The organism is Lentzea sp. NPDC054927 (assembly GCF_053610285.1).
This window is the reverse complement of record NZ_JBSGXZ010000015.1, coordinates 1-21,367: the sequence shown is the minus strand read 5'-3', so window position 1 is coordinate 21,367 and position 21,367 is coordinate 1. Positions and strand designations below refer to the sequence as shown.

Annotated in this window: 20 protein-coding genes; 7 read left to right on the top strand and 13 right to left on the bottom strand. The window is 70.3% G+C overall.

The features are described 5' to 3' along the window. Positions 1-5 precede the first annotated feature (5 nt). Complete coding sequence (locus ACWGE0_RS21460) at positions 6-2,078, top strand: 2Fe-2S iron-sulfur cluster-binding protein (protein ID WP_452262652.1); 2,073 nt, start codon at positions 6-8, stop codon at positions 2,076-2,078. A gap of 11 nt (positions 2,079-2,089) precedes the next feature. Here the strand turns inward: ACWGE0_RS21460 and ACWGE0_RS21455 are convergent, their stop codons facing one another. From ACWGE0_RS21455 to ACWGE0_RS21435, 5 genes are all read right to left on the bottom strand, one after another. Then, entirely contained in the window at positions 2,090-2,605 is a 516-nt protein-coding gene (locus ACWGE0_RS21455) for a hypothetical protein (protein WP_452262651.1), read from the bottom strand. Then, positions 2,602-3,945: a hypothetical protein gene (locus tag ACWGE0_RS21450; RefSeq protein WP_452262650.1), complete on the bottom strand. Its 1,344-nt coding sequence runs from the start codon at positions 3,943-3,945 to the stop codon at positions 2,602-2,604. The genes ACWGE0_RS21455 and ACWGE0_RS21450 overlap by 4 nt, the downstream gene beginning before the upstream one ends. A 109-nt stretch (positions 3,946-4,054) precedes the next feature. Beyond that, on the bottom strand, positions 4,055-4,822 hold the full coding sequence (locus ACWGE0_RS21445; RefSeq protein WP_452262649.1) for an ABC transporter ATP-binding protein: 768 nt from the start codon (positions 4,820-4,822) through the stop codon (positions 4,055-4,057). Beyond that, positions 4,819-5,613: a zf-HC2 domain-containing protein gene (locus tag ACWGE0_RS21440; protein WP_452262648.1), complete on the bottom strand. Its 795-nt coding sequence runs from the start codon at positions 5,611-5,613 to the stop codon at positions 4,819-4,821. The genes ACWGE0_RS21445 and ACWGE0_RS21440 overlap by 4 nt, the downstream gene beginning before the upstream one ends. Then, positions 5,610-6,158: an RNA polymerase sigma factor gene (locus ACWGE0_RS21435; protein ID WP_452262774.1), complete on the bottom strand. Its 549-nt coding sequence runs from the start codon at positions 6,156-6,158 to the stop codon at positions 5,610-5,612. The genes ACWGE0_RS21440 and ACWGE0_RS21435 overlap by 4 nt, the downstream gene beginning before the upstream one ends. A 144-nt stretch (positions 6,159-6,302) precedes the next feature. On the opposite strand from ACWGE0_RS21435, the gene ACWGE0_RS21430 reads away from it, so the two are divergent. Then, positions 6,303-7,049, top strand: a complete 747-nt coding sequence (locus ACWGE0_RS21430; RefSeq protein WP_452262647.1) for an ABC transporter ATP-binding protein — start codon at positions 6,303-6,305, stop codon at positions 7,047-7,049. Continuing rightward, positions 7,049-9,502, top strand: coding sequence for an ABC transporter permease (locus tag ACWGE0_RS21425; protein WP_452262773.1), 2,454 nt, complete (start codon positions 7,049-7,051; stop codon positions 9,500-9,502). Before ACWGE0_RS21430 ends, ACWGE0_RS21425 begins: the two co-directional genes overlap by 1 nt. On the opposite strand, the gene ACWGE0_RS21420 is transcribed toward ACWGE0_RS21425, so the two are convergent. After that, complete coding sequence (locus tag ACWGE0_RS21420; RefSeq protein ID WP_452262646.1) at positions 9,503-9,952, bottom strand: MarR family winged helix-turn-helix transcriptional regulator; 450 nt, start codon at positions 9,950-9,952, stop codon at positions 9,503-9,505. Between the two features lie 46 nt (positions 9,953-9,998). Between ACWGE0_RS21420 and ACWGE0_RS21415 the strand changes: the two genes are divergently transcribed. Further along, positions 9,999-10,673, top strand: a complete 675-nt coding sequence (locus ACWGE0_RS21415; RefSeq protein WP_452262645.1) for a TIGR03086 family metal-binding protein — start codon at positions 9,999-10,001, stop codon at positions 10,671-10,673. Here ACWGE0_RS21415 and ACWGE0_RS21410 read toward each other — a convergent pair. Further along, positions 10,583-11,353, bottom strand: coding sequence for an SDR family NAD(P)-dependent oxidoreductase (locus ACWGE0_RS21410; RefSeq protein ID WP_452262644.1), 771 nt, complete (start codon positions 11,351-11,353; stop codon positions 10,583-10,585). The genes ACWGE0_RS21415 and ACWGE0_RS21410 overlap by 91 nt on opposite strands. Before the next feature lie 97 nt (positions 11,354-11,450). Between ACWGE0_RS21410 and ACWGE0_RS21405 the strand changes: the two genes are divergently transcribed. Then, on the top strand, positions 11,451-12,083 hold the full coding sequence (locus tag ACWGE0_RS21405; RefSeq protein ID WP_452262643.1) for a TetR/AcrR family transcriptional regulator: 633 nt from the start codon (positions 11,451-11,453) through the stop codon (positions 12,081-12,083). Here the strand turns inward: ACWGE0_RS21405 and ACWGE0_RS21400 are convergent. Genes ACWGE0_RS21400 through ACWGE0_RS21380 form a run of 5 tightly spaced genes read right to left on the bottom strand, consistent with a single transcriptional unit; the run spans position 12,052 to position 16,973 of the window. Further along, a complete protein-coding gene (locus ACWGE0_RS21400; protein ID WP_452262642.1) occupies positions 12,052-13,488 on the bottom strand; it encodes an acyl-CoA synthetase in 1,437 nt (478 codons plus the stop codon). The genes ACWGE0_RS21405 and ACWGE0_RS21400 overlap by 32 nt on opposite strands. Then, the gene (locus ACWGE0_RS21395) at positions 13,427-14,743 is read right to left on the bottom strand and encodes an MFS transporter (RefSeq protein WP_452262641.1); all 1,317 of its coding nucleotides are present in this window, start codon (positions 14,741-14,743) and stop codon (positions 13,427-13,429) included. Before ACWGE0_RS21395 ends, ACWGE0_RS21400 begins: the two co-directional genes overlap by 62 nt. A gap of 9 nt (positions 14,744-14,752) precedes the next feature. Continuing rightward, positions 14,753-15,211 carry a MaoC family dehydratase gene (locus tag ACWGE0_RS21390; RefSeq protein WP_452262640.1) on the bottom strand — a complete coding sequence of 153 codons (459 nt, stop codon included), beginning with the start codon at positions 15,209-15,211 and terminating at the stop codon, positions 14,753-14,755. Next, complete coding sequence (locus ACWGE0_RS21385; RefSeq protein WP_452262639.1) at positions 15,208-16,083, bottom strand: amidohydrolase family protein; 876 nt, start codon at positions 16,081-16,083, stop codon at positions 15,208-15,210. Before ACWGE0_RS21385 ends, ACWGE0_RS21390 begins: the two co-directional genes overlap by 4 nt. A gap of 11 nt (positions 16,084-16,094) precedes the next feature. Next, the gene (locus ACWGE0_RS21380; RefSeq protein ID WP_452262638.1) at positions 16,095-16,973 is read right to left on the bottom strand and encodes an SDR family oxidoreductase; all 879 of its coding nucleotides are present in this window, start codon (positions 16,971-16,973) and stop codon (positions 16,095-16,097) included. Between the two features lie 92 nt (positions 16,974-17,065). Here ACWGE0_RS21380 and ACWGE0_RS21375 point away from each other — a divergent pair, with 92 nt between their 5' ends. After that, the gene (locus ACWGE0_RS21375; RefSeq protein WP_452262637.1) at positions 17,066-17,854 is read left to right on the top strand and encodes a PaaX family transcriptional regulator; all 789 of its coding nucleotides are present in this window, start codon (positions 17,066-17,068) and stop codon (positions 17,852-17,854) included. A gap of 86 nt (positions 17,855-17,940) precedes the next feature. Continuing rightward, entirely contained in the window at positions 17,941-18,591 is a 651-nt protein-coding gene (locus tag ACWGE0_RS21370; protein ID WP_452262636.1) for a glyoxalase, read from the top strand. Here the strand turns inward: ACWGE0_RS21370 and ACWGE0_RS21365 are convergent. Beyond that, positions 18,559-21,240 (bottom strand): helix-turn-helix transcriptional regulator, encoded by a 2,682-nt coding sequence (locus tag ACWGE0_RS21365; protein WP_452262772.1) that lies wholly within the window; start codon positions 21,238-21,240, stop codon positions 18,559-18,561. The two genes, ACWGE0_RS21370 and ACWGE0_RS21365, sit on opposite strands and share 33 nt — an antisense overlap. Between the last annotated feature and the right edge of the window lie 127 nt (positions 21,241-21,367).

The following is a 21,367-nucleotide window of genomic DNA, read 5'->3' as shown; positions in this document are numbered from 1 at the left end:
GTGTCATGAGCTGGGAAAACAAGGTCGCCGAGCCTGATGCTGCCCATCGACTCCGCACGGTGGGCGAGATCGAGGCCGTTGTCGGGCGGCCGCCGTCGATGATCATGCTGAAGCAGGTCGGCGCGCTCGACGAGGGCTGTCTGTCGGTGCTCGCCCGCAGTCCGATCGCGGGTTTCGGCCACCGGGACGCTTCCGGCACCAGCAGGACGACGTTCGTCGGCGGCACACCGGGTTTCGCGCGCGTGCTCTCGCCGACGCGGATCTCCTTCCCGCTGAACGAACCCGGCACCCCGGACGGACCCGCGTCGCTGCTGTTCCTCCTTCCTGGTGTCGGGGAGACCTTGCGGGTCAACGGTTCCGCTTGTGGTGGCCCTGACGTGGTCTTCGACGTCGAGGAGGTGTACGTGCACTGCGCCCAGGCCGTTCTGCGTTCTGGCCTGTGGCAACCGCCTTCTCCGGCTGAGTCTGCTTCGGCGGTCGACGGCGACGGACCGCTTGCTCTGCCCGGTGTCGCGGACTTCCTCGCCACCGCACCGTTCCTGGTGCTGTCCACATGGGACTCGTCGGGCGGCAGCGACACCAGCCCGCGTGGAGATCAACAGGCGGTCGCGCGAATCATCGACGACCGCACGCTCGTGATCGCGGACCGAAAGGGCAACAAGCGCACGGACACGCTGCACAACCTGCTCGAGGACGACCGGCTCTCGCTCGCGGCTGTCGTTCCAGGACGCAACGGTGTGCTGCACGTCCGAGGCAGGGGCACGATCACCGTCGACCCAGCCCTGCTGGAGCCGATGTCGTTGCGCGGCATGCCACCGCACGCCGCGCTGCTCGTCGATGTCGACTCCGCCGAGCTGACCACGAACGGCGCGATCACGCAGGCGCGGTTGTGGACCGCCCACGTCGACCGCGAGGAGGTGCCCGACCTGATGGCGTTGGCGGGCGAACACCTCGCCGCGAACACCGGCAGCCGGCTGGCGGGGGTGGCGCGACTGGTGCCGGTCAGGTGGCTGCGGGCGCTGATGAACCTGGCCTACCGCTGGGGCCTGCGGAAGGAGGGGTACGACGTCGCCGATCTCCAGCCCCGCCGTGCCGCCGTTTCTGAGGACCCGTTGCGCGAGGTGCGCGTCGTCGAGGTGCGTCGCGAGACACCCAGTGCCGTCACGCTGGTGCTGGAAGACGACAAGCCGTTCGACTTCCGCCCTGGCCAGTTCTTCACGCTGGTGACCGACATCGACGGCCGCCGGGTGCGCAGGCCTTACTCGGCGTCGTCGGCGCCGGGCTCACCTCGGTTGGAGATCACCGTCAAGCAGGTCGAAGGCGGCCGCTTTTCGTCCCACGTCCACGGGTTGGCGGTGGGGGACCGGCTGTTCGTGCGCGGTCCGTCGGGTGCCTTCCACGTGGATGAGAAGGCCGGCCACGACGTTGTGCTGATCGCGGCGGGCAGCGGTGTGACGCCGATGATGAGCATGATCCGCACCCTGCTCGCTTCGCCGGTCGGCGGCCGCATCGCCCTGCTCTACAGCAACCGGACCGCGGACGAGACCATCTTCGCCGCCGAGCTGGCTCGGTTGGCTGAGCACGACCGGCTCTCCGTCACGCACGTGGTGACGTCCCGCGATGGCAGGCTCGACGGTGCCGCAGTCCGTCGGTGGGCCACTGCTGTCGCGCCGTCGTCTGACGCGCGGTACTACCTCTGTGGCCCGGAATCGCTGATGGACACCGTCCGGCAGGCGCTGGAGTCGTTGGGCGTCTCGGACGACCACGTCCACGTCGAGCGCTACACCAGCGGACCGGTTGCCATGGCTGGATCTTCGACGCCTCTGCGAATGCTCGTCGAGGGCAGTGGACAGGCCGTCGTGGAGCCGGGCCAGACGCTGCTCGACGCCGGGCTCGCGGCCGGTCTGCCGATGTCGTACTCCTGCACGGTGGGCAGCTGCGGGGAGTGCGTGGTGAAGCTGCTGGCGGGGAAGGTGTCCCAGCAGGAGCCGAACTGCCTGACCGCACAGCAGAAAGCCGCCGGCCAGATCCTCGCGTGCACCAGCGCGCCGCTGACCGACGTCACCCTGGGCTTGTGAGTCGCTTAGCTCTATAGCTTCAGTGTTGAATGAAAAGAGGCATAGATCGCTGTCCCTGTGACGCCGAACGCTGCGGCTAACCAACCCGCTCCGACGGAGTCCACCGGTGCGAACATCCAGGTGTCGCCGAAGAACGTGACAGCGAACCACCCGCACGGCAGCACCCAGCCCAGATGGCCGCCGAACAGTGCCGCTCCGAGCGCGGCAAGTCCCACCATGCCAACACATCCGCGCACGACGAAGGGCATCGGCGCGGTGCCGGCGACGAACACCGCCGCGATGGTGGCGATCGCGAGGACGTGAGCCAGCCGGTACAGCGGCCACGGCCAGGCCGCAGTGCGGTCGAGGTCGGCGTCCTGCCCGGTGAGTCCGACGGCGAGCGCGGAGACGGCGGCGGTGATGGCGAGGGCGGTCCACCTGGGGTCGGCGGCCGATGTCATGACACGCACGAACAGGCAGCAAAGTGCCGCCGCCGCAACGGATACGGGCACCTGCCGGGAGCGGGTGTACAGCAGGAACGCTCTCACAGCGCCCCGTTCGTGAGCGCCGTGAGCTGGTCGCCCCGGCACGACAACCCCACCGCGCGCGCCGCGTTCACCCGCGCGATCTGCTGGTCGGCGGGCAGTTGACGCAAGTCGTCGAGGGCTCGTTGAGCGGGTTCGGCCGCGGCGTCGCGAACGAAGCGGAAGTTGCGCAACGGCTTGAGCTCCCCGGTGAACCAGGCGGCGACGGCAGTTCTCGCGGCCGCCTCGCGAATCGTCTCCTGGTCGTCGATCTCGCCGAAGCAGGTGGGCGTGCCCGCTCCCGCGACGAGCTCGCCGAGCCAGTCGCCGGGCCCGGCGTACTGGAACGCGAAACCGTTGAAGTGCACGGGAACCACGTCGGCCGTGCGCGGAATGCCGTCCTCGGTCCGCCGCGGCTCTGTCACCTCGCGGACCGAGGTGGGCGCGTCCGGCAGCTTCGCCAGCAGCCTCAACGCCTCCGTGGCCGCCGGCGCGAACGAGTCCAGAACGGACTCATGCATCCGGCTCAGGCACACGTTGCCCCGGCACACCATGGCGGACGCTGCCTCGTTGAGCACGAGCGTCTTGGCCGGCAACACCGGCAGCGCGATCGCGGCCCCGACCAGTGCGGGAACAACGGCCAGCACCCGCAGCCGCACCGAGCCGGCGACGAGCAGTCCGAACCCGGTCAACGCCAGCCCGGTCAGCCAGATCGCCTGCCCGGCGCTGGCTTGCAACGCGACGGTCTCGTAGACGTTGCGCACGGCCCCGAGCGCGGGCGACAACAGCGAGAGCTGGTTCGGCACGACCTGCCCGCGGTCCTGGGAAATGGTGAGGAACGACAACGTGATCAGCGTGCACACCGCGAGCAACGGCGGCGTGAGCACGGACGGAAAAACGCGCGCGATGCCCATGCCCAGCCACCCGCCCGCGACCACGGCAAGCGCCCCGACCGCCGTGATCGGCAGCCAAGCGAGGTGCAGGTAACCGCCGTGCCACACCACCTGGGCCGCGCCGATCGCGAACACCGCCAAGTACCCGAGAACGAGACAGATCGCGAGCGCGCCCGCGGTCGCCGCCCCGCGTTGCCACCGCGGACGAGCGGTGGTGGCGAACAGGTCGCCGGTGTTCGCGCGGTGGTCGCGCAGACCCGCGACGGCGCCCGCCCCGACGATCAGCGGCCAGAGGAAGACGAGGAGGAACCGGAGCCACTGGGCGGCTGAGTGCCATTGCCGGTCCCACGCTTCGGGGTCTTTCCACCACGGGGCGCTGAGCGAGTAGAGGAGGGCCACGGCGGCGGTGACGAGGAACAGCCCGGCCCAGGGGGCCAGGGAGCGGCGGAGTTCCAGGCGCAGGGTTCTCACGGCGTCTCTCGCAGGTGTGGGGCGGTACGACGGCTGGTGTGACTGCGGTCGGTCGGTGCGGTCGCCACGCCCGCTGTTGGCGCGGAGGTGGTGAGTCGGTGGCTGCCCCTCACCACGACCCCTGTTGGTGCGGGGTGGCGAGCAGCGCGCTGTACCCGCGTTCGATCGGGCTGTCCCCCGCGTGCTCCTCGGTGCCCGCGGCGGCCAGCTGGGCCGGCGTGCCCTGGAAGACGAGTTTGCCGTCGGCGAGCAGCACGACGTCGGTGCAGGCGGCGGCGACGTCTTCCACCAGGTGCGTGGACACGACGACGCAGGCGTCCGCGCCGAGTTCGGTGAGCAGGTCGCGGAACCTCAGGCGCTGGGCCGGGTCGAGGCCCGCGGTGGGTTCGTCGAGGAGGAGGATTTCGGGGTCGTTGACGATGGCCTGGGCGATGCCCACGCGGCGCACCATGCCGCCGGACAGCGTTTTGAGGCGGTCGTCGGCCCGGTCGGCCAGGCCCACGCGTTCTACGGCGCGTTGGACGGCGCCGGGGATTTCGCGGGCGGGCATTTCCTTGAGCCATGCCATGTATTCGACGAACTCGCGGACGGTGAAGCGGCGGTAGTGGCCGAACTCCTGGGGGAGGTAGCCGATTCGCCTGCGCAGTGCGCGCAGGTCCATGCCGCCCAGCAGCGTCAGCGTGCCGGAGGTGGGGCGCAGGACGGTGGCCAGAGCGCGGATGAGGGTTGTCTTGCCGGCGCCGTTGGGGCCGAGCAGGCCGTGGACGCCTCTGCTCATGGTCAGGGTGACGCCGTCGACGGCCAGGCGGCGGCGGCTCACGCGGAGTTGGAGGTCGCGCGCCTCGATCTCCCAGGCGTACGTGGTGGGTGCGGTCATCGGTTGGCCTCCAGGCGCGCGAAAGCGGTGGTGCGCAGGGCGATCACGAGTAGTCCCAAAGCGAGCAGCGCGGCCCACACCGGGGTGGCCGCTGAGGAGAACGCGACGGACGTGTGGCTGAGCGCGATGGTCGGTGCGACGATCGCGACGGTCCACAGCGCGATCAGTGCGACGGCGGCGCGGGTGACGCCGATCAGGCCGCCGAGGGCGAGCGTGCCCGCGGTGAAGGCGAGGCAGGGCAGCAGCCACCCGGCCAGCGAGGCGCCGGACAGCCATCCCGCGGCGAACAGGCCGGGCAGCACCACGACGAGCACGGCGACGGTGCGGCGGAACACCAGCGGCAGGCCTGCGCGGGGGGTGGCCGCGACGAGTTCGCAGGCCGGGTCGAGGGTCGGCCCCCACGACGCCGCGACGCCCAGCACCGGCAGCACCGGCGCGATCAGCAGCACCAGCGAGATGTCCTCGGGTGTCGTGGAGCCGAGCCGGTCCAGCAGGAAGGCCACGAGGATGACGAACAGGATCATCGCGAGCCACGGCGCGGCCATGGGGGAGACCCAGGCGGTGAACCGGCGTCGCCACGGCCGTGCGCGGGGCATTTGCGGTGTGCGGTCGAGCAGTGGTGCGAGGTCGGTCCACACCGCCTCGGCAATGGGATCCGGTGCGAGGCGGCCGCGGCACGGCGCGCAGGTCTCGAGGTGTGACTCGACTGCCCACAGCTGGTCGGCGGCGATGTCGTCGTCGCCGCGCGCGTAACGGCGCAGCAGCTGCTCGCCGGGGTGGTGGGCGGTCATGACAGGGCCTCCCGCATCGCGATCCGTGCCCGCCTCGCGCGGGTTTTGACGGTGCCCTCCGGCACCCCGAGCAGCACCGAGGTCTCCCGGACCGACAGCCCGTCGAGCACCATCGCCTGCAGTACCTGCCGCAGTTCCGGGGCCAGTGTCCGCAGCGCGTCGCCGACCTCGTCGCCGACGACCTTGTCGAGCGCCTCGTCCTCGGCGGCGCGACGGTCTGGTTCGACCGCTGCGGCCGGTGGCTGGGCGTGGTGCGCTCGGCGCCGGAACGCGTCGATGAGCCTGCGGGCGGCGATGGTCCACAGCCAGCCGACCGCGCTGCCGCCGTCGACCGCTCCGGCGAACGCGGCGGCGGCGCGCCACACCGCGAGGTAGGTCTCCTGCAGCACCTCGGCGACGATCTGGTCGTCGGAGCACCGCCTGCGCAGCCGCACTGTCAGCCACGGCGACGTGCGGCGGTAGAGCTCCTCGAACGCGGCGCGGTCACCTCGTGCGACACGGCGCACGAGGTGCTCCTCGTCCAGGTCGGCGGGCTCACCCCGGATTGCTCTCACCCTCCGCAAGACGTCGGAAACAAGCGCCAGGTTCTCACGTAGCTGTGGCGTGCGTCACAAATCCGCGCCGGGAGAACCGGGCCCCGCGCCGCCGCCGTCTGGCCGCTCGAACCCCGACGAGACGGAGCAGATGCGATGACAGTGTCCCAAGTAGAGGTTCGCGGGGCGGTCTCGTCCCACGAACTGGTGAAGGTCTACGGCAGCGGCCCGACCGCCGTGCGGGCGCTCGACGGGGTGAGCGTGCGGTTCCGGGCCGGGGAGTTCACCGCGATCATGGGCCCGTCCGGGTCGGGGAAGTCCACGCTGCTGCACTGCCTGGCCGGGCTGGACCGGGCCGACTCCGGCACCGTCCACATCGGATCGGCCGAGCTGATGTCGTTGAACGACACCAAACTGACCCGGTTGCGCAGGGACAGGATCGGGTTCGTGTTCCAGTCGTTCAACCTGCTGCCGACGCTCTCGGCTGAGGACAACATCCTGCTCGCGCTGCGGCTGGCCGGCCGCGAGGTGGACCGTGCCTGGTTCGCGACGGTCGTCGACCTGCTCGGGCTGCGGGACCGGTTGCGGCACAAGCCGAGTGAGCTCTCCGGCGGCCAGCAGCAACGCGTGGCGTGCGCACGGGCCCTGGTCGGCCGGCCGGAGGTGGTGTTCGCCGACGAACCGACCGGCAACCTCGACTCCCGCACCGGCGCCGGTGTTCTGGACTTCCTGCGCACTTCAGTGCGCGAGCTGGGGCAGACCGTGGTGATGGTGACGCACGACCCGGTCGCCGCGTCTTACGCTGGACGCGTGGTCCTGCTCGCCGACGGCCGGAGGGTGGGCGAGATCTACGACCCGACGCCCGAGTCCGTGCTGAGCGTGCTCTCCAGGCTGGGGGCGTGATGCTGCGGACGACCCTGGCGGGGATCCGGGCGCGGTTCGCGCGCCTCGTGCTGTCGTCGATCGCGATCGTGGTCGGCGTGGCGTTCGTGTCCGGCACGATGGTGCTGGCCGACGCGCTCCAGGCCTCGATGCGCGACGAGTTCGCCCGGTCGGCGCGCGGAGTCGACGCCGTGGTGGAGTCGAAGGTGTACGGGCCGCTGGACCTCGCCGCCGTCAGGGCGGTCGACGGCGTCGCGGTCGCGGAGCTGCGGCAGACCGTGCCGGTGCCGGTGATCGGCGCGCAGGGACGCGCCGACGAGGCCGATCTGGTCGGACTCGCGGCCGACCCGGCGTTGCGCCCGCAGGAGATCACGCGGGGAACGGTGCCCTCCGCCGGGCAGATCGCCGTCAGCGAGCAGACCGCACGCGACCGCGGCATCGCGGTGGGATCGGAACTCGTGCTGCTCGGCCGCGACTCGGCTCCCGTGCGGTTCGCCGTGAGTGGCATCTACGACAGCGGCACCGCGGAACGTCCTGGCAGCGCACAGGTTCTGCTGCCCGACATCACCCCGTTCCTCGACCCGGCGACACCGGCCTACGATGCCCGGATCGTCGTGCGCTCGTCCGGCGTCGACCAGGCAACGCTCGCCGAACGGCTGCACACCGCGCTGGGCGACGACATCCACGTCTCCAGTGGCGCGGAGTACACCGATGAACTGCTCGCCCGCTATGGCGGCACCGAGGACATCGCACTGGCAATGACCCTGTTCGCCGTGGTCGCGCTGATCGTGGCGGCGATGGTCGTGATGAACACCTTCACGATTCTCATCGCGCAGCGCACCCGCGAACTCGGTCTGCTGCGCAGCATCGGTGCGGAACGCAAGCAGATCTTCCGGTCCGTCCTGCTCGAATCGGCGGTGGTCGGCATGGTCGCGTCCGTGCTCGGCCTCGCCGCCGGAATCGGCCTGGCCGCGGCACTCCAGTCCGTGCTGGCCTCCTCGCCGGTCCGGCTTCCGATCGGCATCCCGGTGGTGGCCGCCGCGTTCGCCGTCGGGCTGGGCGTGACACTGGTCGCCGCGCTGATTCCAGCCCGCCGGGCGACGCGGGTGTCCCCGATGGAGGTGTTGCGCACGCAGGCCGACAGCCGCGAGGAGGTCGCGCGCACCGGCCGGGCGCGGACGGTGGTGTCGATCGTGCTGGCCTCGCTCGCCGTGCTGCTGACCGTGCTGGCGCTCACCCAGTCCTCGGGACCGAAATTCGCGATGACGCTGGCGATCGGCACGGGCCTGGTCCTGCTCGCCGCCGTCGTGACCGCGGGCCCGCTGCTGGTCGGCCCGGTGATCCGGGTGCTGGGCCGGCCCTTCTCCGGGATGCCTGCGGCACTGGCGGTCGGCAACGCCACCCGCAACCCGCGCCGCACCGCCGCCACGATGGCCGCGCTGCTGGTGGGCGTCTCGGTCGTGACCATGCTGACGGTCATCGCGACCAGCGTGAAGGAGACCAGGGACAGCGAGCTGGAGAACCAGTTCCCGGCCGACTACGAGGTGCGCAGCGCGGTCAGCGACCGCCAGCTGCCCACGTCGCTGCTGGACCAGATCGCAGCCACCCCCGGTGTCGCGGTCGCCGGCGGGGAGACGAGGCTTCCGCTGACGATCGGGGCGGGAGACTCCGGCCGCTGGTCCGACATGGCCGCTGTGACGCCGGCTTCGCTCGGCACGCTGATCCGTCCGGAGGTCGTCCGCGGTTCGCTGAGTTCCCTGAGGGACAACGGAATCGTCCTGACCGAGGAGATGGCGCGCCGGGTGAACGCCGATGTCGGCAGCGAGCTGACCGCGTCCGTCGAGTCGGTCTCCCGGACCCTGCGGGTGGTCGCGGTGATCAAACCGGCGGGCGGCGCGGACTCCTTCACCGACCGTGCGCTGTGGCCCGGTGACGGCGTCGACACGATCGCGGTCAAGACCGCCGCCGGTGCCGACGGCCGGGCCCTGCTCAGCGCCGCGACGCAGAACGTGCCGACCGCGAAGGTCGTGAGCTTCGCCGACGTCCGGGCCGAGTTCACCGCGCAGGTCGACCAGCTGCTCGCGTTCGTCTGGGCGATGATCGGTTTGGCGGTGCTCACCGCGCTGTTCGGCATCGCGAACACGATGACGTTGTCCGTGATCGAACGGACCTGGGAGTCGGCCTTGTTGCGCGCCTTGGGTTTCACGCGCGCTCAGTTGCGTCGGATGCTCGTGGTCGAGTCGAGCCTGATCGCCTTGACCGGTGCCGTGCTGGGCGCGGTGGTCGGCGGAGCGGCGGCGGTGCTGCTCGTTCTCGCCGTGTCGCAGGACGACGACCTGCGCATGGTGGTGTCCGTCCCGTTCGGACAGTTGGCCGCGTTGTTCGCCGCGGTCGGGATCGCCGGTGTGCTCGCGGCGGTGCTGCCGGCGCGCCGGGCGGCCCGCGCGTCGATCGTCGCCGGGATGTCCGAGTAGTCAGTCGCCGATGATCTCGCTGGCCGGCAGTGCGGAGAGCGCGGCCAGCGAGCGCACCAGGGCCGCCCGGTCGGCGGGAGGCAGCTGGGCGAGCACGCGCTCTTCGTTGCGCTGGATGTCCGCCTGGACCGCGTTGTGCTTGCGCCGACCCTCTTCGGTGATCGCGACGAACCGTGCGCGCCGATCCGCCGGGTCACGGGTGCGCTCCAGCAGGTTGTCGTTCTCGAGTTCGTCCAGCACGGCGATGATGCGGCTCTTGTCCGCGCCGATGAACTCGGCGAGCGCGGCCTGGGTGCGCACCGGCTCGCCGTCCAGAGCGTCCAGCACGACGTAGCCCCACATGCTCAGCCCGTGCGCGCGCAACACCGGCTGCTCGGCGGCGACCAACGCCCGTTGCAGCGGCGCGATCATCGCCGCGAGGTCTCGTCGCCGGCCGTTCACGATCACCATGATAGCGGCCTTGCGCTTACGATATGCGCGTGCATATCGTAAGCGCATGCCTATTAATGACCTGCTGGCTCACCATCGCGCGGTAGTGCGGTCCAGCGTCGCCGTCGTGTCCCAGGTGCGAGCCGGTGACCTGGGCCGGCCCACTCCCTGTGCCGAATGGACGCTCGCTGACCTGCTCGCCCACATGACCGCGCAGCACCGCGGCTTCGCCGCCGCGGCCCGAGGTCGAGGAGGAGATCGCGCGGCCTGGGAGGTCCGTCCTGTCACGGTGGCCGACTACATCACCGTCGCTGACGACGTCCTCGCGGCCTTCGCGGAACCCGAAGTGCCGCAACGGGAGTTCGAACTGCCGGAGTTCAGCCCGGTGTCGCGTTTCCCCGCGGCTCAGGCGATCAGCTTCCACCTGATCGACTACGTGGTGCACGGCTGGGACGTGGCCCGTTCGCTCGGACTTGAGTACCACCTCGCCCCGGACCTGGCCGAATCCGCACTGCGGATCGCGCTCGCGGTCCCGGACGGCGACAGCAGGCTGGCACCCGGCGCGGCGTTCGGGCCGGCGTTGCCCGTGAGCGACGCCGACCCGCTGCACCGGATCCTCGCGCTGCTGGGACGCTCGCCGCAGTGGTCGGGCTATGCGGCCAGTGCGGGTCCGAGCAGCAACCCGCCGTCGAGCACGAACTCCGACCCGGTTGCGAACGCGGCGTCGTCCGAGGCCAGGTAGAGCACGAGTGCGGTGACCTCAGCCGGGTCGCCGAGCCGGGGCACGGCGAACGGTGCGGGGGAGTAGAGGTCGCCGATCGCGGGCTGACCCGCGGCAACGGGTTCGGTGATCAGCGGGGTGGACACCACGCCGGGATGGATCGAGTTCACCCGGATCCGGTTCCGGCCGAGCTCGAGCGCGGCGGTCTTGGTCAGTCCGCGCAACGCCCACTTGCTGGCGACGTACGGCGCGTAATACACCTGGCCCACGTTGCCCATGGTCGAGGCGATGTTCGTGATGGACCCGCCGCCGGCCCGCGTGATCGACGGCGCGACGTGCTTGATCCCGAGGAACTGCCCGGTCAGGTTCACCGCGAGCGTGCCGTCCCAGACCTCGCGCGAGGTCTGTTCGATCAGCGCGGCCTGATGCTGCGCGCCCGCGTTGTTGACCAGCGCCGACACCGGCCCGAACCGTTCCTCTGCTGCCTTGACCGCGGTGACCCACTCCGCCTCGTCCGTCACGTCGAGCCGCACGGCGAACGCTCGTTCGCCCAGTTCAGCGGCGAACTTCGCGCCTGCTTGCTCGTTCCGTGCGGCGATCACGACCTGCGCGCCCTCCGCGTGGAAGCCGCGCACGTGGCTCGCGCCCATTCCGCTCGTCGCACCGGTGACGAACACCGTGCGGCCGTCGAAGCGTCCCATCGTTTCTCTCCAGTGGTGAGTTGAGTGACTCACCTCGGAACGGTAGGCGCCTCGTCGATGGTGAGTCAAGTGACTCACCTCATGGCATACTGCGAGGGTGCCGACCTACCATCAGCGCCTGGCGGAGCAGAAGCGGACCGCGATCGTCGACGCCGCGACCGCGTTGTTCCTGGAGTCCGGCTACGACAAGACCTCGCTGGCGCGCATCGCCGACGCCGCCGGGGTGTCGAAGGCGACGCTGTTCAAGCAGTTCCCGACGAAGGCCGAGCTGTTCGACGCGATCGTCACGGACTACTGGCGGACCGAGGACGGCGCGCTCACCCCACCGTCCGGTGACCCCGGCAACGGCCTGACGATCCTCGGCAACCGGTACGTCGCGCTGCTGACGCGCCCCGGCATGGTCGCGTTGTTCCGCATCGTCATCGCCGAGGCGCCGCGGTTCCCCGAGCTCGGCCAGACCCAGTTCAAGCTCGGCAAACAGCCGTTCTTCGACGCCGTCCGCGACTACCTCGCCGCGGAGTCCGAGGCGGGCACGCTGCGCGTCGACGACCCGATCCTCGCCGCGACGCAGTTCCTCGGCATGATCTCGAACTTCGCGTTCTGGCCCCGCATGCTGCTGATGAACTGGGCGCCCACCGAGCAGGCCATGGCCCACTCGGTGGACGAGGCGGTCCAGACGATCCTGGCCCGCCACGCGGTCACAGCGGCAACCGGCGCAGCGCGGGCTTGAGGATCTTCCCGGAACCCGTGCGCGGCAGCTCGGCCACCACCTCGACGTGCACCGGGATCTTGTACTTCGCCAGGCGCGGCAACAGGAACTCCCGCAGTCCGGCCACGTCCAGGTCGGCGTCGGCGCGGGGCCGCACGAACGCGCGCCCGACCTCACCCCACCGTGCGTCGGGCACGCCTATGACCGCGACCTCGGCGACGTCCGGGTGGTCGGTGATCGCGTTCTCGACCTCGGCCGGGTACACGTTCTCGCCGCCGGAGATGAACATGTCCTTGAGCCGGTCGACGACGTACAGGTGGCCGTCGTCGAGCCGCCCGATGTCGCCGGTGCGGAACCAGCCGTCCTCGGTGAACGCGGCCGCGGTGGCGACCGGGTCGTTCCAGTAGCCCGGCGTGACGTTGGGGCCCTGCACCTCGATCTCGCCGGTGTCGGCCAGCCTCAAGTCGCCGAAGAAGACCGGGGTGCCCGCCGAACCCGCCTTGCGCACGCTGTCGGCCGCCTCCAGGAACGACGCGCCGGGCGAGGTCTCGGTGAGGCCGTAGCCCTGGCAGAACACCAGGCCGCGGTCCTGGTAGGCGTGGATGACGGCGTCCGGCACCGCCGCCCCGCCGCACATCAGCACCCGCAGCGACGACAGGTCGGCGGCGGGCCAGCGCGGTGAGGCGGCGAGGTCGGCGTACATCGTGGACACGCCGAACATCCAGGTGACGCGGTGTTTCTCGATGAGGTCGGCGCACTCGCCGACGTCCCAGCGCGGGGTGATCACGCTGTGCCCGCCCTTGATGAAGGTGGGCAGCAGCGTCTGGGTGAGCGCGGCGACGTGGAAGAGCGGGGCGGCGACCAGTGCGACTTCGTCGGAGGCGATGTCGACGCCGATCATCAGGTTGAACGTGTTCCACAACAGGTTGGCGTGACTGAGCATCGCGCCTTTGGGCCTGCCCGTGGTGCCGGAGGTGTAGAGGATCAGGGCGGGCTCGTCGATGCTGACCGGCACGTCCAGCGGTTCGTCCGAGCCGTCCGCGAGCCAGTCCTCGTACGCGTCGAGCGAGATGGCGCGCGGATGCTCGGTGTGGTGCGACGGCGCGTGGATCAGCACGCGCGCGCCGCTGTCACCGAGCTGGTAGTTGATCTCCGCGGGGGTGAGGCGGAAGTTCAGCGGGACGAAGATCGCGCCGAGCTGGTGCGCCGCGAACATCGTCTCGGCGAACGACGGGTGGTTGGGACCGAGGTAGGCGACGCGATCACCGTGGCGGACACCGAGTTCTTCGAGCCGTCGCGCGACTTTCGTCGTACGTGCCGCTACTTCCTCGTAGGTCGTGGAGATTCCGTTGTAGGTGAACGCCTCACGCTTCGGCGCCATGCGCGCGCGGCGGTGTGGCCAGCTGCCCAGTCCCGCGTTCCGCATTCGTGTCTCCTGTCAGGCTGGTGTTGCTGGTCTCGCGCAGGGCGACCGTGCAGACGACGGTGAGCACGCAGAACGCCGCGAGGATGTACGGGATCGCGCCGGTGCCGGCCACGCTCTGCACCTGCGCGAACAGCAACGGGGCGAGACCCGCGCCCAGGCCCGCGAGCTGGTAGCCGAGCGAGGCGCCGGTGTAGCGGCTGCCGGTGCTGAACAGCTCGCTGTAGAGCGCGGCGAGCGGGCCGTACATCATCGGGTGGATCACGGCCTGGCCGAGTACCAGCGCTATGACGATGAACCCGTTGTCCACCAAGGGGAACAATGCGAACCCGAAGGCGGCCATCAGCACCGCGCCTGCCAGCACGATCGGCCTTCGGCCGAACCTGTCCGATGCCGCCGACCAGCCGATGATGCCGATCACCGCGAGCGCGGACGAGAGCGTCAGGGCGTTCAGGATCGCTTGCCTGCTGTTACCCGCCTGGACGCCGTACGCGAGCACGAACGTCGTGAGCGTGGACTGCGCGACGAACGCCGCGAGGCCGACGCCGATGCCGAGCAACAGGATGCGCGGGTGGTTGCGCAGCACGTCGACGAGCGGAGCCGAGGTGCGCTTGCGCTGCGCCTGGAACACCGGCGTCTCTTCGACCTTCATGCGCACGAACAAGCCGATGCCGAGCAGCACCAAGCTGAGCAGGAACGGCACCCGCCAGCCCCACTCGAGGAACGCCTTCTCTCCTACCAACGCCGCGGTGCCGGTCAGTGCGACAGTCGACAGCACCATGCCGCACGGCGCGCCCGCGTTGGTGAAGCTCGCCCACAGCCCGCGCCTGCTGGTCGCGTGCTCGGCGGACATGAGGACCGCGCCGCCCCATTCACCGCCGACGGAGATGCCCTGCACGACCCGCAGCAGGATCAGCCCGGCGGGCGCGAGCCAGCCGACCTGGGCGTAGGTGGGCAGCAGGCCGATCAGGAAGCTCGCCACACCCATCAGGCTCATCGTGAGCACGAGCATCTTCTTGCGCCCCAGCAGATCGCCGTAGTGTCCGAAGAGGACACCGCCGAGCGGGCGGGCGAGGTAGCCGGTGGCGAACGTGCCGAAGCTCGCGATCGTGCCGACCAGCGGGTCCAGCGAGGAGAAGAAGACCTTGTTGAACACGACCGCGGAAGCCGTGGCGTAGAGCAGGAAGTCGTAGTACTCGATCACGCTGCCGAGGAAGCTCGACGCGACGGCACGGCGTAACTGCGTTGTTGTCGCCATGACTTCACCTCACGCGTAGTGGCGGTAGACGCCGCGTGCGACGCACGCGGGCTTGTCGGAACCCTCGATCTCGACCGCGAAGTCGATGGTGATCTGCACTCCGTCGCCCTTGACCTCTTCGACGCCGGCGACCTGGCCTTTCAGCCGGATCTTGGCTCCGACCGGCACGGGAGCGGGGAAGCGCACCTTGTCGAGGCCGTAGTTGAGGCTCATCCGGACGCCCGAGACGTCGAGCAGCTCGGTCATGAGCGGGATGAGCAGCGCCAGCGTCAGGTAGCCGTGTGCGATCGTGCCGCCGAACGGTCCGGTGGCGGCGCGTGCGGGGTCGGTGTGGATCCACTGGTGGTCGTCGGTCGCGTCGGCGAACGTGTTGACGCGGCCCTGGTCGATCTGCAGCCAGTCGGTGTACCCGAGGTCCTTTCCTGCCAGGGCTTTGAGCTCTTCGAGACCGTGCACTGTGGTGGTCATGCGTCCTCCTTGACGAGTCCTAGCAGGCGGGCGGCGTTGTGCTTCAGGATCTTGGGGCGGACTTCTTCCTTGATCTCGAGCTTCGCGAAGTCGGCGAGCCAGCGGTCCGGGGTGATCACGGGGTGGTCCGAGCCGAACAGGACCTTGTCCTGCAAGACGGTGTTGGCGTAGCGGACGAGCTGCGGCGGGAAGTACTTCGGCGACCAGCCGGACAGGTCGATGTACACGAACGGCTTGTGTGTGGCCACGGCAAGTGCCTCGTCCTGCCACGGGAACGACGGGTGTGCGAGCACGATCCTGAGGTGCGGGAAGTCGACCGCGACGTCGTCCACGAGCATGGGGTTGGAGTGCTTGAGCCTGATCCCGCCGCCACCGGGCACGCCGGCGCCGATCCCGGTCTGTCCACTGTGGAACAGCGCGGGCACGCCCAGCTCCTCGATGACCTCGTACAGCGGGTAGGCCATCCGGTCGTTCGGTGAGAAGTCCTGCAGGCTGGGGTGGAACTTGAAGCCGCGCACGCCGTGTTCCTCGACGAGCTTGCGCGCTTCTCGGACCGCCGTGCGGCCCTTCCACGGGTCGACGCTCGCGAACGGGATCAGCACGTCGGCGTGTTCGGCGCAGGACGCGGCGATCTCCTCGTTGGCGATGCGCGGGTGGCCGGTGGCGTGCTCGGCGTCGACCGTGAAGATCACCGCGGCCATGTTGCGCTCGCGGTAGATCTGCGCGGTCTCGGCGATCGTCGGCTGCCGGTGAGCCGCCTTGAAGTACTTCGCGGACGCCTCGATCAGCGCGGGGCTGAGCGAACTGTGGCCGTCGCCCGAGATCTCGGCGTGCGTGTGGACGTCGATCGCGACCAGGTCGTCCACGTTCATCGTGGGCATGTTCACGGCGCCACCGGTGCCGGGATGCCGTAGGTCTCGGGCTCGAACTCGTGCCAGCGCTCGGCGATCCGCGCTGCCCGCCAGCCGCCGTCCGCGAACTGGACCTGTTTCTCGGCCGGGTGCGCCCACAGCGCGAGTCGATCACCACCGACGCCGATCGCCTGTCCCGTAACGCCTTTCGCCGCGTCCGAGGCGAGGAACACGATCAGCTCCGCGACGTCCTCGACCGTGCCGAGCCCTTCGTCACGGCGTACCCAGGCCGGCAGTGGCGCCCCGGTCCGTTCGGACTCCTCGATCAACGGCGCGAACGCCGGAATCGTCCTGGTCATCTCGGTGGCGGCGACCGGCACGACCGCGTTGACCGCGATGTCCGACCGCCCGAGCTCCAACGCCCACGTCCGCGCCATCGCGGTGATCCCCGCCTTGGCCGCGGCGTAGTTGGTCTGCCCGAAGTTGCCGCGCTGCCCGGCAGGCGAGGAGATCAGCACGATCCGGCCGCCTTCGCCCTGCTCCCGCATCCGCACCGCCGCGGCCCGCGCGCAGGTGAACGTGCCGCGCAGGTGCACGTTGATCACGGCGTCGAAGTCGTCGTCGCTCATCTTCCACAGCACGCGATCGCGCAGGATGCCCGCGTTCGTGACCATCACGTCGAGCCGCCCGAACCCCTCGACAGCGGCGGCGACCAGCCGTTCCGCGGTCTCGGCAGGCCCGACCGGCGCGACCACGGCCAAGCCTCCGATGCTCGCCGCGACCTCCTCGGCACTCTCGTCCACGTCGTTGACCACGACGTGAGCACCGTTGCGCGCCAAGGCTTCGGCGTACGCCCGCCCCAGCCCACGCCCCGCGCCGGTGACGACCGCGACCTTTCCCGACAGATCCATCCGACGAGTCCTCTCCGTTGGGCGACGCGACCCAAAGTACGGCAGATTCGTGACGCTCGTCTAGATGCTGCCCAACATGTATCGTGACAGGCGTGACACCGCAGTCGATGATGTTGAACTTCCTGGGTCTGTACGTGCTGGGCCGCGACATCGCGGTCTACTCGGGCAGCGTGATCGACGTCTTCGGCCGCGTCGACGTCTCGGAGGAGGCCGTCCGCTCAACGCTGTCCCGCATGACCTCCCGAGGTCTGCTGGAAAAGCACCGCAACGGCCGCAAGGTCTACTTCGGACTGACCTCGCGCGCCAAAGACGTCCTCCAGGACGGCGAACGCCGCATCTGGCAACGCGGCGCCGTGAACAGGGACTGGGACGGCACCTGGACCCTGGTGGGCTTCTCCCTGCCGGAAGGCCGCCGGGGCGAGCGCCACGACCTGCGCTCGCAACTGGAGTGGGCCGGGTTCGGGCCTGTGCAGAACGGCCTGTGGATCGCGCCCGGCACCCGTGACGTGGCGGAGATGGTCGCGGACCTGGGTCTGACGGAGAACGTCACGGTCTTCACCGCGCAGCACGCCAAGCCCACCGAGGCTGCGGATCTGGCCACGCGGGCCTTTGACACGGCTGCGATCGCAGCTCGGTACCAGGACTTTCTGGCGCGGTGGCGGGAGCCGCCGGACTCGTTGCCGGATGACCTGGCTCGGCAGTTGTTGCTGCACGCGGATTGGTTGGATCTGGTGCGGAAGGATCCGCATCTGCCGGCCGAGTTGCTGGCTGATGACTGGCCGGCGATCGAGGCGGAGCAGGTGTTCCAGGGGCTGGCCACTCGGTATCTGGAGACGGCGGCGCCGCTGGCCGCGGCGGCGATCGAGTCGATCGAGGTCTGATCGGGCACCCGCGACCGGCGGAGTGATCGGAGACCGGTCAGGAATCGAGAAGCGCCGGTCACCACGCCGCGCCTAGCGTTTCCGGCATGACCTCACTCGACGCGATCACCCTCGAAGTTGCCGACCTCGCCGCTGCGGAACGCTTCTACACCAACGCTTTCGCTCTCGATTCCCGGTTGCGGCTGCGCGCAGGGCAGGAATCGTCCACCGGCTTCCGCGGCTTCACCCTGTCTCTCACGGTGTCCCAGCCCGCCGACGTCAACTCGCTGATCGGTGCCGCGGTGGACGCCGGCGCGACGGTGCTGAAGCCCGCCGCGAAGTCCATCTGGGGCTACGGCGGGGTCGTGCAGGCTCCGGACGGCACCATCTGGAAGGTGGCGACCTCGGCGAAGAAGGACACCGGTCCGGCCACCGGGCGGATCGACGACGTCGTGCTCCTGCTCGGTGTCGCCGACGTGGCCGCGAGCAAGCGGTGGTACCTCGACCAGGGCTTCTCCGTGGCCAAGAGCTTCGGCCGGATGTACGTGGAGTTCGCCTCGACTGGCTCGGTGAAGCTGGCGCTGTACCGGCGGCGGGCGCTCGCCAAGGACGCGGGAGTGTCTCCTGAGGGCACCGGATCGCACCGGATCGTGATGAGCGGTGCCGTTGAGCCGGTCATCGACCCGGACGGGTTCGCCTGGGAGGCCCTCACGTCCGCGAACCGGTCAGGGCAGCCGAGTCGCCAGTTCAGCGCGTGATCTGATGCCGAGCTTCGTGTACACCTTCCGCAGGTGGTACTCGATCGTCTTCGGGCTCAAGAACAACGCGGCCGCCACCTCACGAGTCGTCTTCCCCTCCGCCAGCAGCAGCGACACCTGAAGCTCCTGCGGCGTAAGGGCTTGCGACGAGCTGGGCGCGCGGCGTTGGATCGTCTCGCCCGTGGCCCCGAGCTCGATGGCGGCCAGATCAGCCCACCGGACCGCGCGCAAGTTCTCGAACGTCTCCAGTGCGGCGTGCAGGTGGGGGCGGGCGTCCACGCGGCGGCGGGCGCGGCGCAGGCGGGCTCCGCAGGCGAGGTGGGTGCGCGCGGTTTCGAAGTTGTCCAGGGTTCGTGAGTGGAACTCGAGGGCCGCCTCGAAGTGCAAGTCGAGGTCGGCATGGGCGCTGAGCATGCCGAGAGTTCGTTCGGCTCTGGCCATCGCCCACGGCTGGCCCTTCGCGGCCGCTTCGGCACCGTAGCGTTGCGCGACCTGCCGGGCGTCCGCGCTTCGGCCCAGACGCACCAGGGCGTCGGTGAGTTCGGGGGCGGGGGACAGGTCTGGGTCGGTCAGCTCGAGCGACGAGAGCAGGGTGGCCAGTTCCTCGAAGTGGGTCAGGGCTTTGTGTGGATCGCCCAGGCCGAGTTCCAGCTCTCCCAACGCGAACAGCGACCAGACGCGGCCGATGTGGATGTCGCGGGCGCGGCAGATCGGCAGGGCTTCCGCTACCAGGGCGCGGCATCGCACCTCGTCACCGAGGCGGGCTTGCAGCCAGGCCAGGCCGGTCAGGCACATCGCCAGGTCGGTGTCGTGGCCGGTTTCCCTGGCCAGGCGGGTGGCTTCGTCGTAGGTGGCCTCGGCGCGGACCCACTGGTTCGTGGTGGCCTCGTCGCGCGCCACGTGGAAGAGCAGGGACGGCAGGGTCCCCACGGCGGCTTCGGCGCGGGCCTGGGTGACGATGCGGCGCAGCTCCGCGCCGGAGTCGGCGTCGCGCAGGAACATCGGGCCGATCATCAGCCACCACGCCCTGCGCGGGTCGTCGTGCAGGATGTCGGCGGTGGCCAGGAGGTTGGTGGCGGTGCGGATCTGGGCGGCACCGCCGCGGTTGGCCAGGACGCGCGCCACGCCTGCTGCCATTTGGCCGAGGCCCACAGCTCGTGGGGACGTGACCTGGTCGAGCAGGTTTTCCAGTGAGTGGGCCAGTTCCAGGGCGGACTTGGTGTCGCCCAGGTAGAAGCAGGCGTTCACCGCGTCAGCCAGGAGCACGACGCCTTCGTCGGGGCTGCCGGCCCGTCCCGCCGCGGCCCGGCAGAGGTCGCGGGCCTCGGTCAGGGAACCGGTGCGGGCCGCGATGGCGCCGCGCAGTTCCAGCGAGCGCAGGCGGGCCGCGGGGTCCGTCAGGTCGCCTGCCTGGTCGAGGAGGTCCACGGCGTGCGCTGTGGTGCCGGCCAGCCAGGCGGATTCGGCTGCTGCCACGCAGAGCGCGGCGTGGCGGGAGACGTCCGGGCTCAGGCGGGAGGCGCGTTCGTAGGCGGCTGCGGCTACCTCGTGCGCGCTTCGTTCGTGGGCTCGTTGCGCGGCAGAAACGAGCAGGTCGGCCACGCGGGCGTCGGGGCCCAGGGTCGCTTCGGCCAGGTGCCAGGCGTGCCGGTCCGGGTCGTGCGGGCCGAACGCCTCGGCCACGGCCCGGTGGATCGCACGGCGGTGTTCGGGGGCGGCGTCGCCGTAGACGGCCGCGCGGATCAGGGGATGGCGGAACTCCACGCGGCCGTCGGAGATCTGGACCAGACCGGCGGTTTCGGCTTCGGCCAGCGCGTCGACGGCGACGCCGAGCCCTGAGCACGCTCCGGCGACCACGCGCAGGTCGTTGCCCGCCACCGAGGCGACGGTCAGGGCCGCTTGGCCGGACGCGCTGAGCGACCGCGCCCGCGAGGCGAACCCGTCGGCCAGCGCGGCAGACACCGGGAGTGGCGCCTCGGGGGAAGTGAGTCGATGTGCGCTGGTCGCCAGCTCGATCAGGGCGAGCGGGTTTCCGGCGGTCGCCACGTGCAGGCGCGCGATCAGTTCCGGGGACACCGCGACGTCGGAACGGCTGGACACCAGCTCGCCCGCGGCGGCCAGGTCGATGCCGGACAGTGGTAGCGAGGGCAGGCCGGAGGCGTCGACACGTGAGGTCGCCAGCAGCACGATCGGGTCGGCCACGAGTCGGCGGGCAGCGAACGCCAGCGCGTCCGCCGACGGCCGGTCGAACAGGTGCAGGTCGTCGAGCAGGACCGCGACCGGCCGTTCCTCGGCGAACCGGCAGAGCAGGCTCAGCGTCGCGGCACCGACCGCGAAACGATCGCCCGCCACCCCGGGCCGCAGCGCGAGGGCCACGGACAACGCCTGCGCCTGAGGTGCCGGGATCTCGTCGATGCGGTCCAGCGCGGGGCGCAACACCTGGTGCAGCGCGCCGAACGGGATCTCCCGCTCGGGCTCGCTCCCGGCCACCCACAGCACGTTCATCCCCGTCGCGGACGAGGCGGCGCAGTGCAGCAACGCGGTCTTGCCGACTCCCGGCTCGCCGGTGATGGCCAGGACGCCACCGTGCCCGATCCGCGCACTCGCGACGAGCCGCTCGATCTGTCGACGTTCGGACTCGCGCCCCATCAGCACACGGGGGAGTCTAGGTCGCGATCCACACTAACTAGTGGCGTGGCTTGAAACGTCGGCGGTGAATTCACGCTCAGCAGGACGCCTCGCGGTCCCGCCCCCGCGCCCCCATACGTCCAGTATG

Coding starts and splice junctions, on each gene's coding strand:
- ACWGE0_RS21460 (WP_452262652.1), top strand. CDS start 6: ATGAGCTGGGAAAACAAGGTCGCCGAGCCTGATGCTGCCCATCGACTC.
- ACWGE0_RS21445 (WP_452262649.1), bottom strand. CDS start 4,822: ATGACCGCACCCACCACGTACGCCTGGGAGATCGAGGCGCGCGACCTC.
- ACWGE0_RS21440 (WP_452262648.1), bottom strand. CDS start 5,613: ATGACCGCCCACCACCCCGGCGAGCAGCTGCTGCGCCGTTACGCGCGC.
- ACWGE0_RS21430 (WP_452262647.1), top strand. CDS start 6,303: ATGACAGTGTCCCAAGTAGAGGTTCGCGGGGCGGTCTCGTCCCACGAA.
- ACWGE0_RS21425 (WP_452262773.1), top strand. CDS start 7,049: ATGCTGCGGACGACCCTGGCGGGGATCCGGGCGCGGTTCGCGCGCCTC.
- ACWGE0_RS21420 (WP_452262646.1), bottom strand. CDS start 9,952: ATGGTGATCGTGAACGGCCGGCGACGAGACCTCGCGGCGATGATCGCG.
- ACWGE0_RS21415 (WP_452262645.1), top strand. CDS start 9,999: ATGCCTATTAATGACCTGCTGGCTCACCATCGCGCGGTAGTGCGGTCC.
- ACWGE0_RS21410 (WP_452262644.1), bottom strand. CDS start 11,353: ATGGGACGCTTCGACGGCCGCACGGTGTTCGTCACCGGTGCGACGAGC.
- ACWGE0_RS21400 (WP_452262642.1), bottom strand. CDS start 13,488: ATGCGGAACGCGGGACTGGGCAGCTGGCCACACCGCCGCGCGCGCATG.
- ACWGE0_RS21395 (WP_452262641.1), bottom strand. CDS start 14,743: ATGGCGACAACAACGCAGTTACGCCGTGCCGTCGCGTCGAGCTTCCTC.
- ACWGE0_RS21390 (WP_452262640.1), bottom strand. CDS start 15,211: ATGACCACCACAGTGCACGGTCTCGAAGAGCTCAAAGCCCTGGCAGGA.
- ACWGE0_RS21385 (WP_452262639.1), bottom strand. CDS start 16,083: ATGAACGTGGACGACCTGGTCGCGATCGACGTCCACACGCACGCCGAG.
- ACWGE0_RS21380 (WP_452262638.1), bottom strand. CDS start 16,973: ATGGATCTGTCGGGAAAGGTCGCGGTCGTCACCGGCGCGGGGCGTGGG.
- ACWGE0_RS21370 (WP_452262636.1), top strand. CDS start 17,941: ATGACCTCACTCGACGCGATCACCCTCGAAGTTGCCGACCTCGCCGCT.
- ACWGE0_RS21365 (WP_452262772.1), bottom strand. CDS start 21,240: ATGGGGCGCGAGTCCGAACGTCGACAGATCGAGCGGCTCGTCGCGAGT.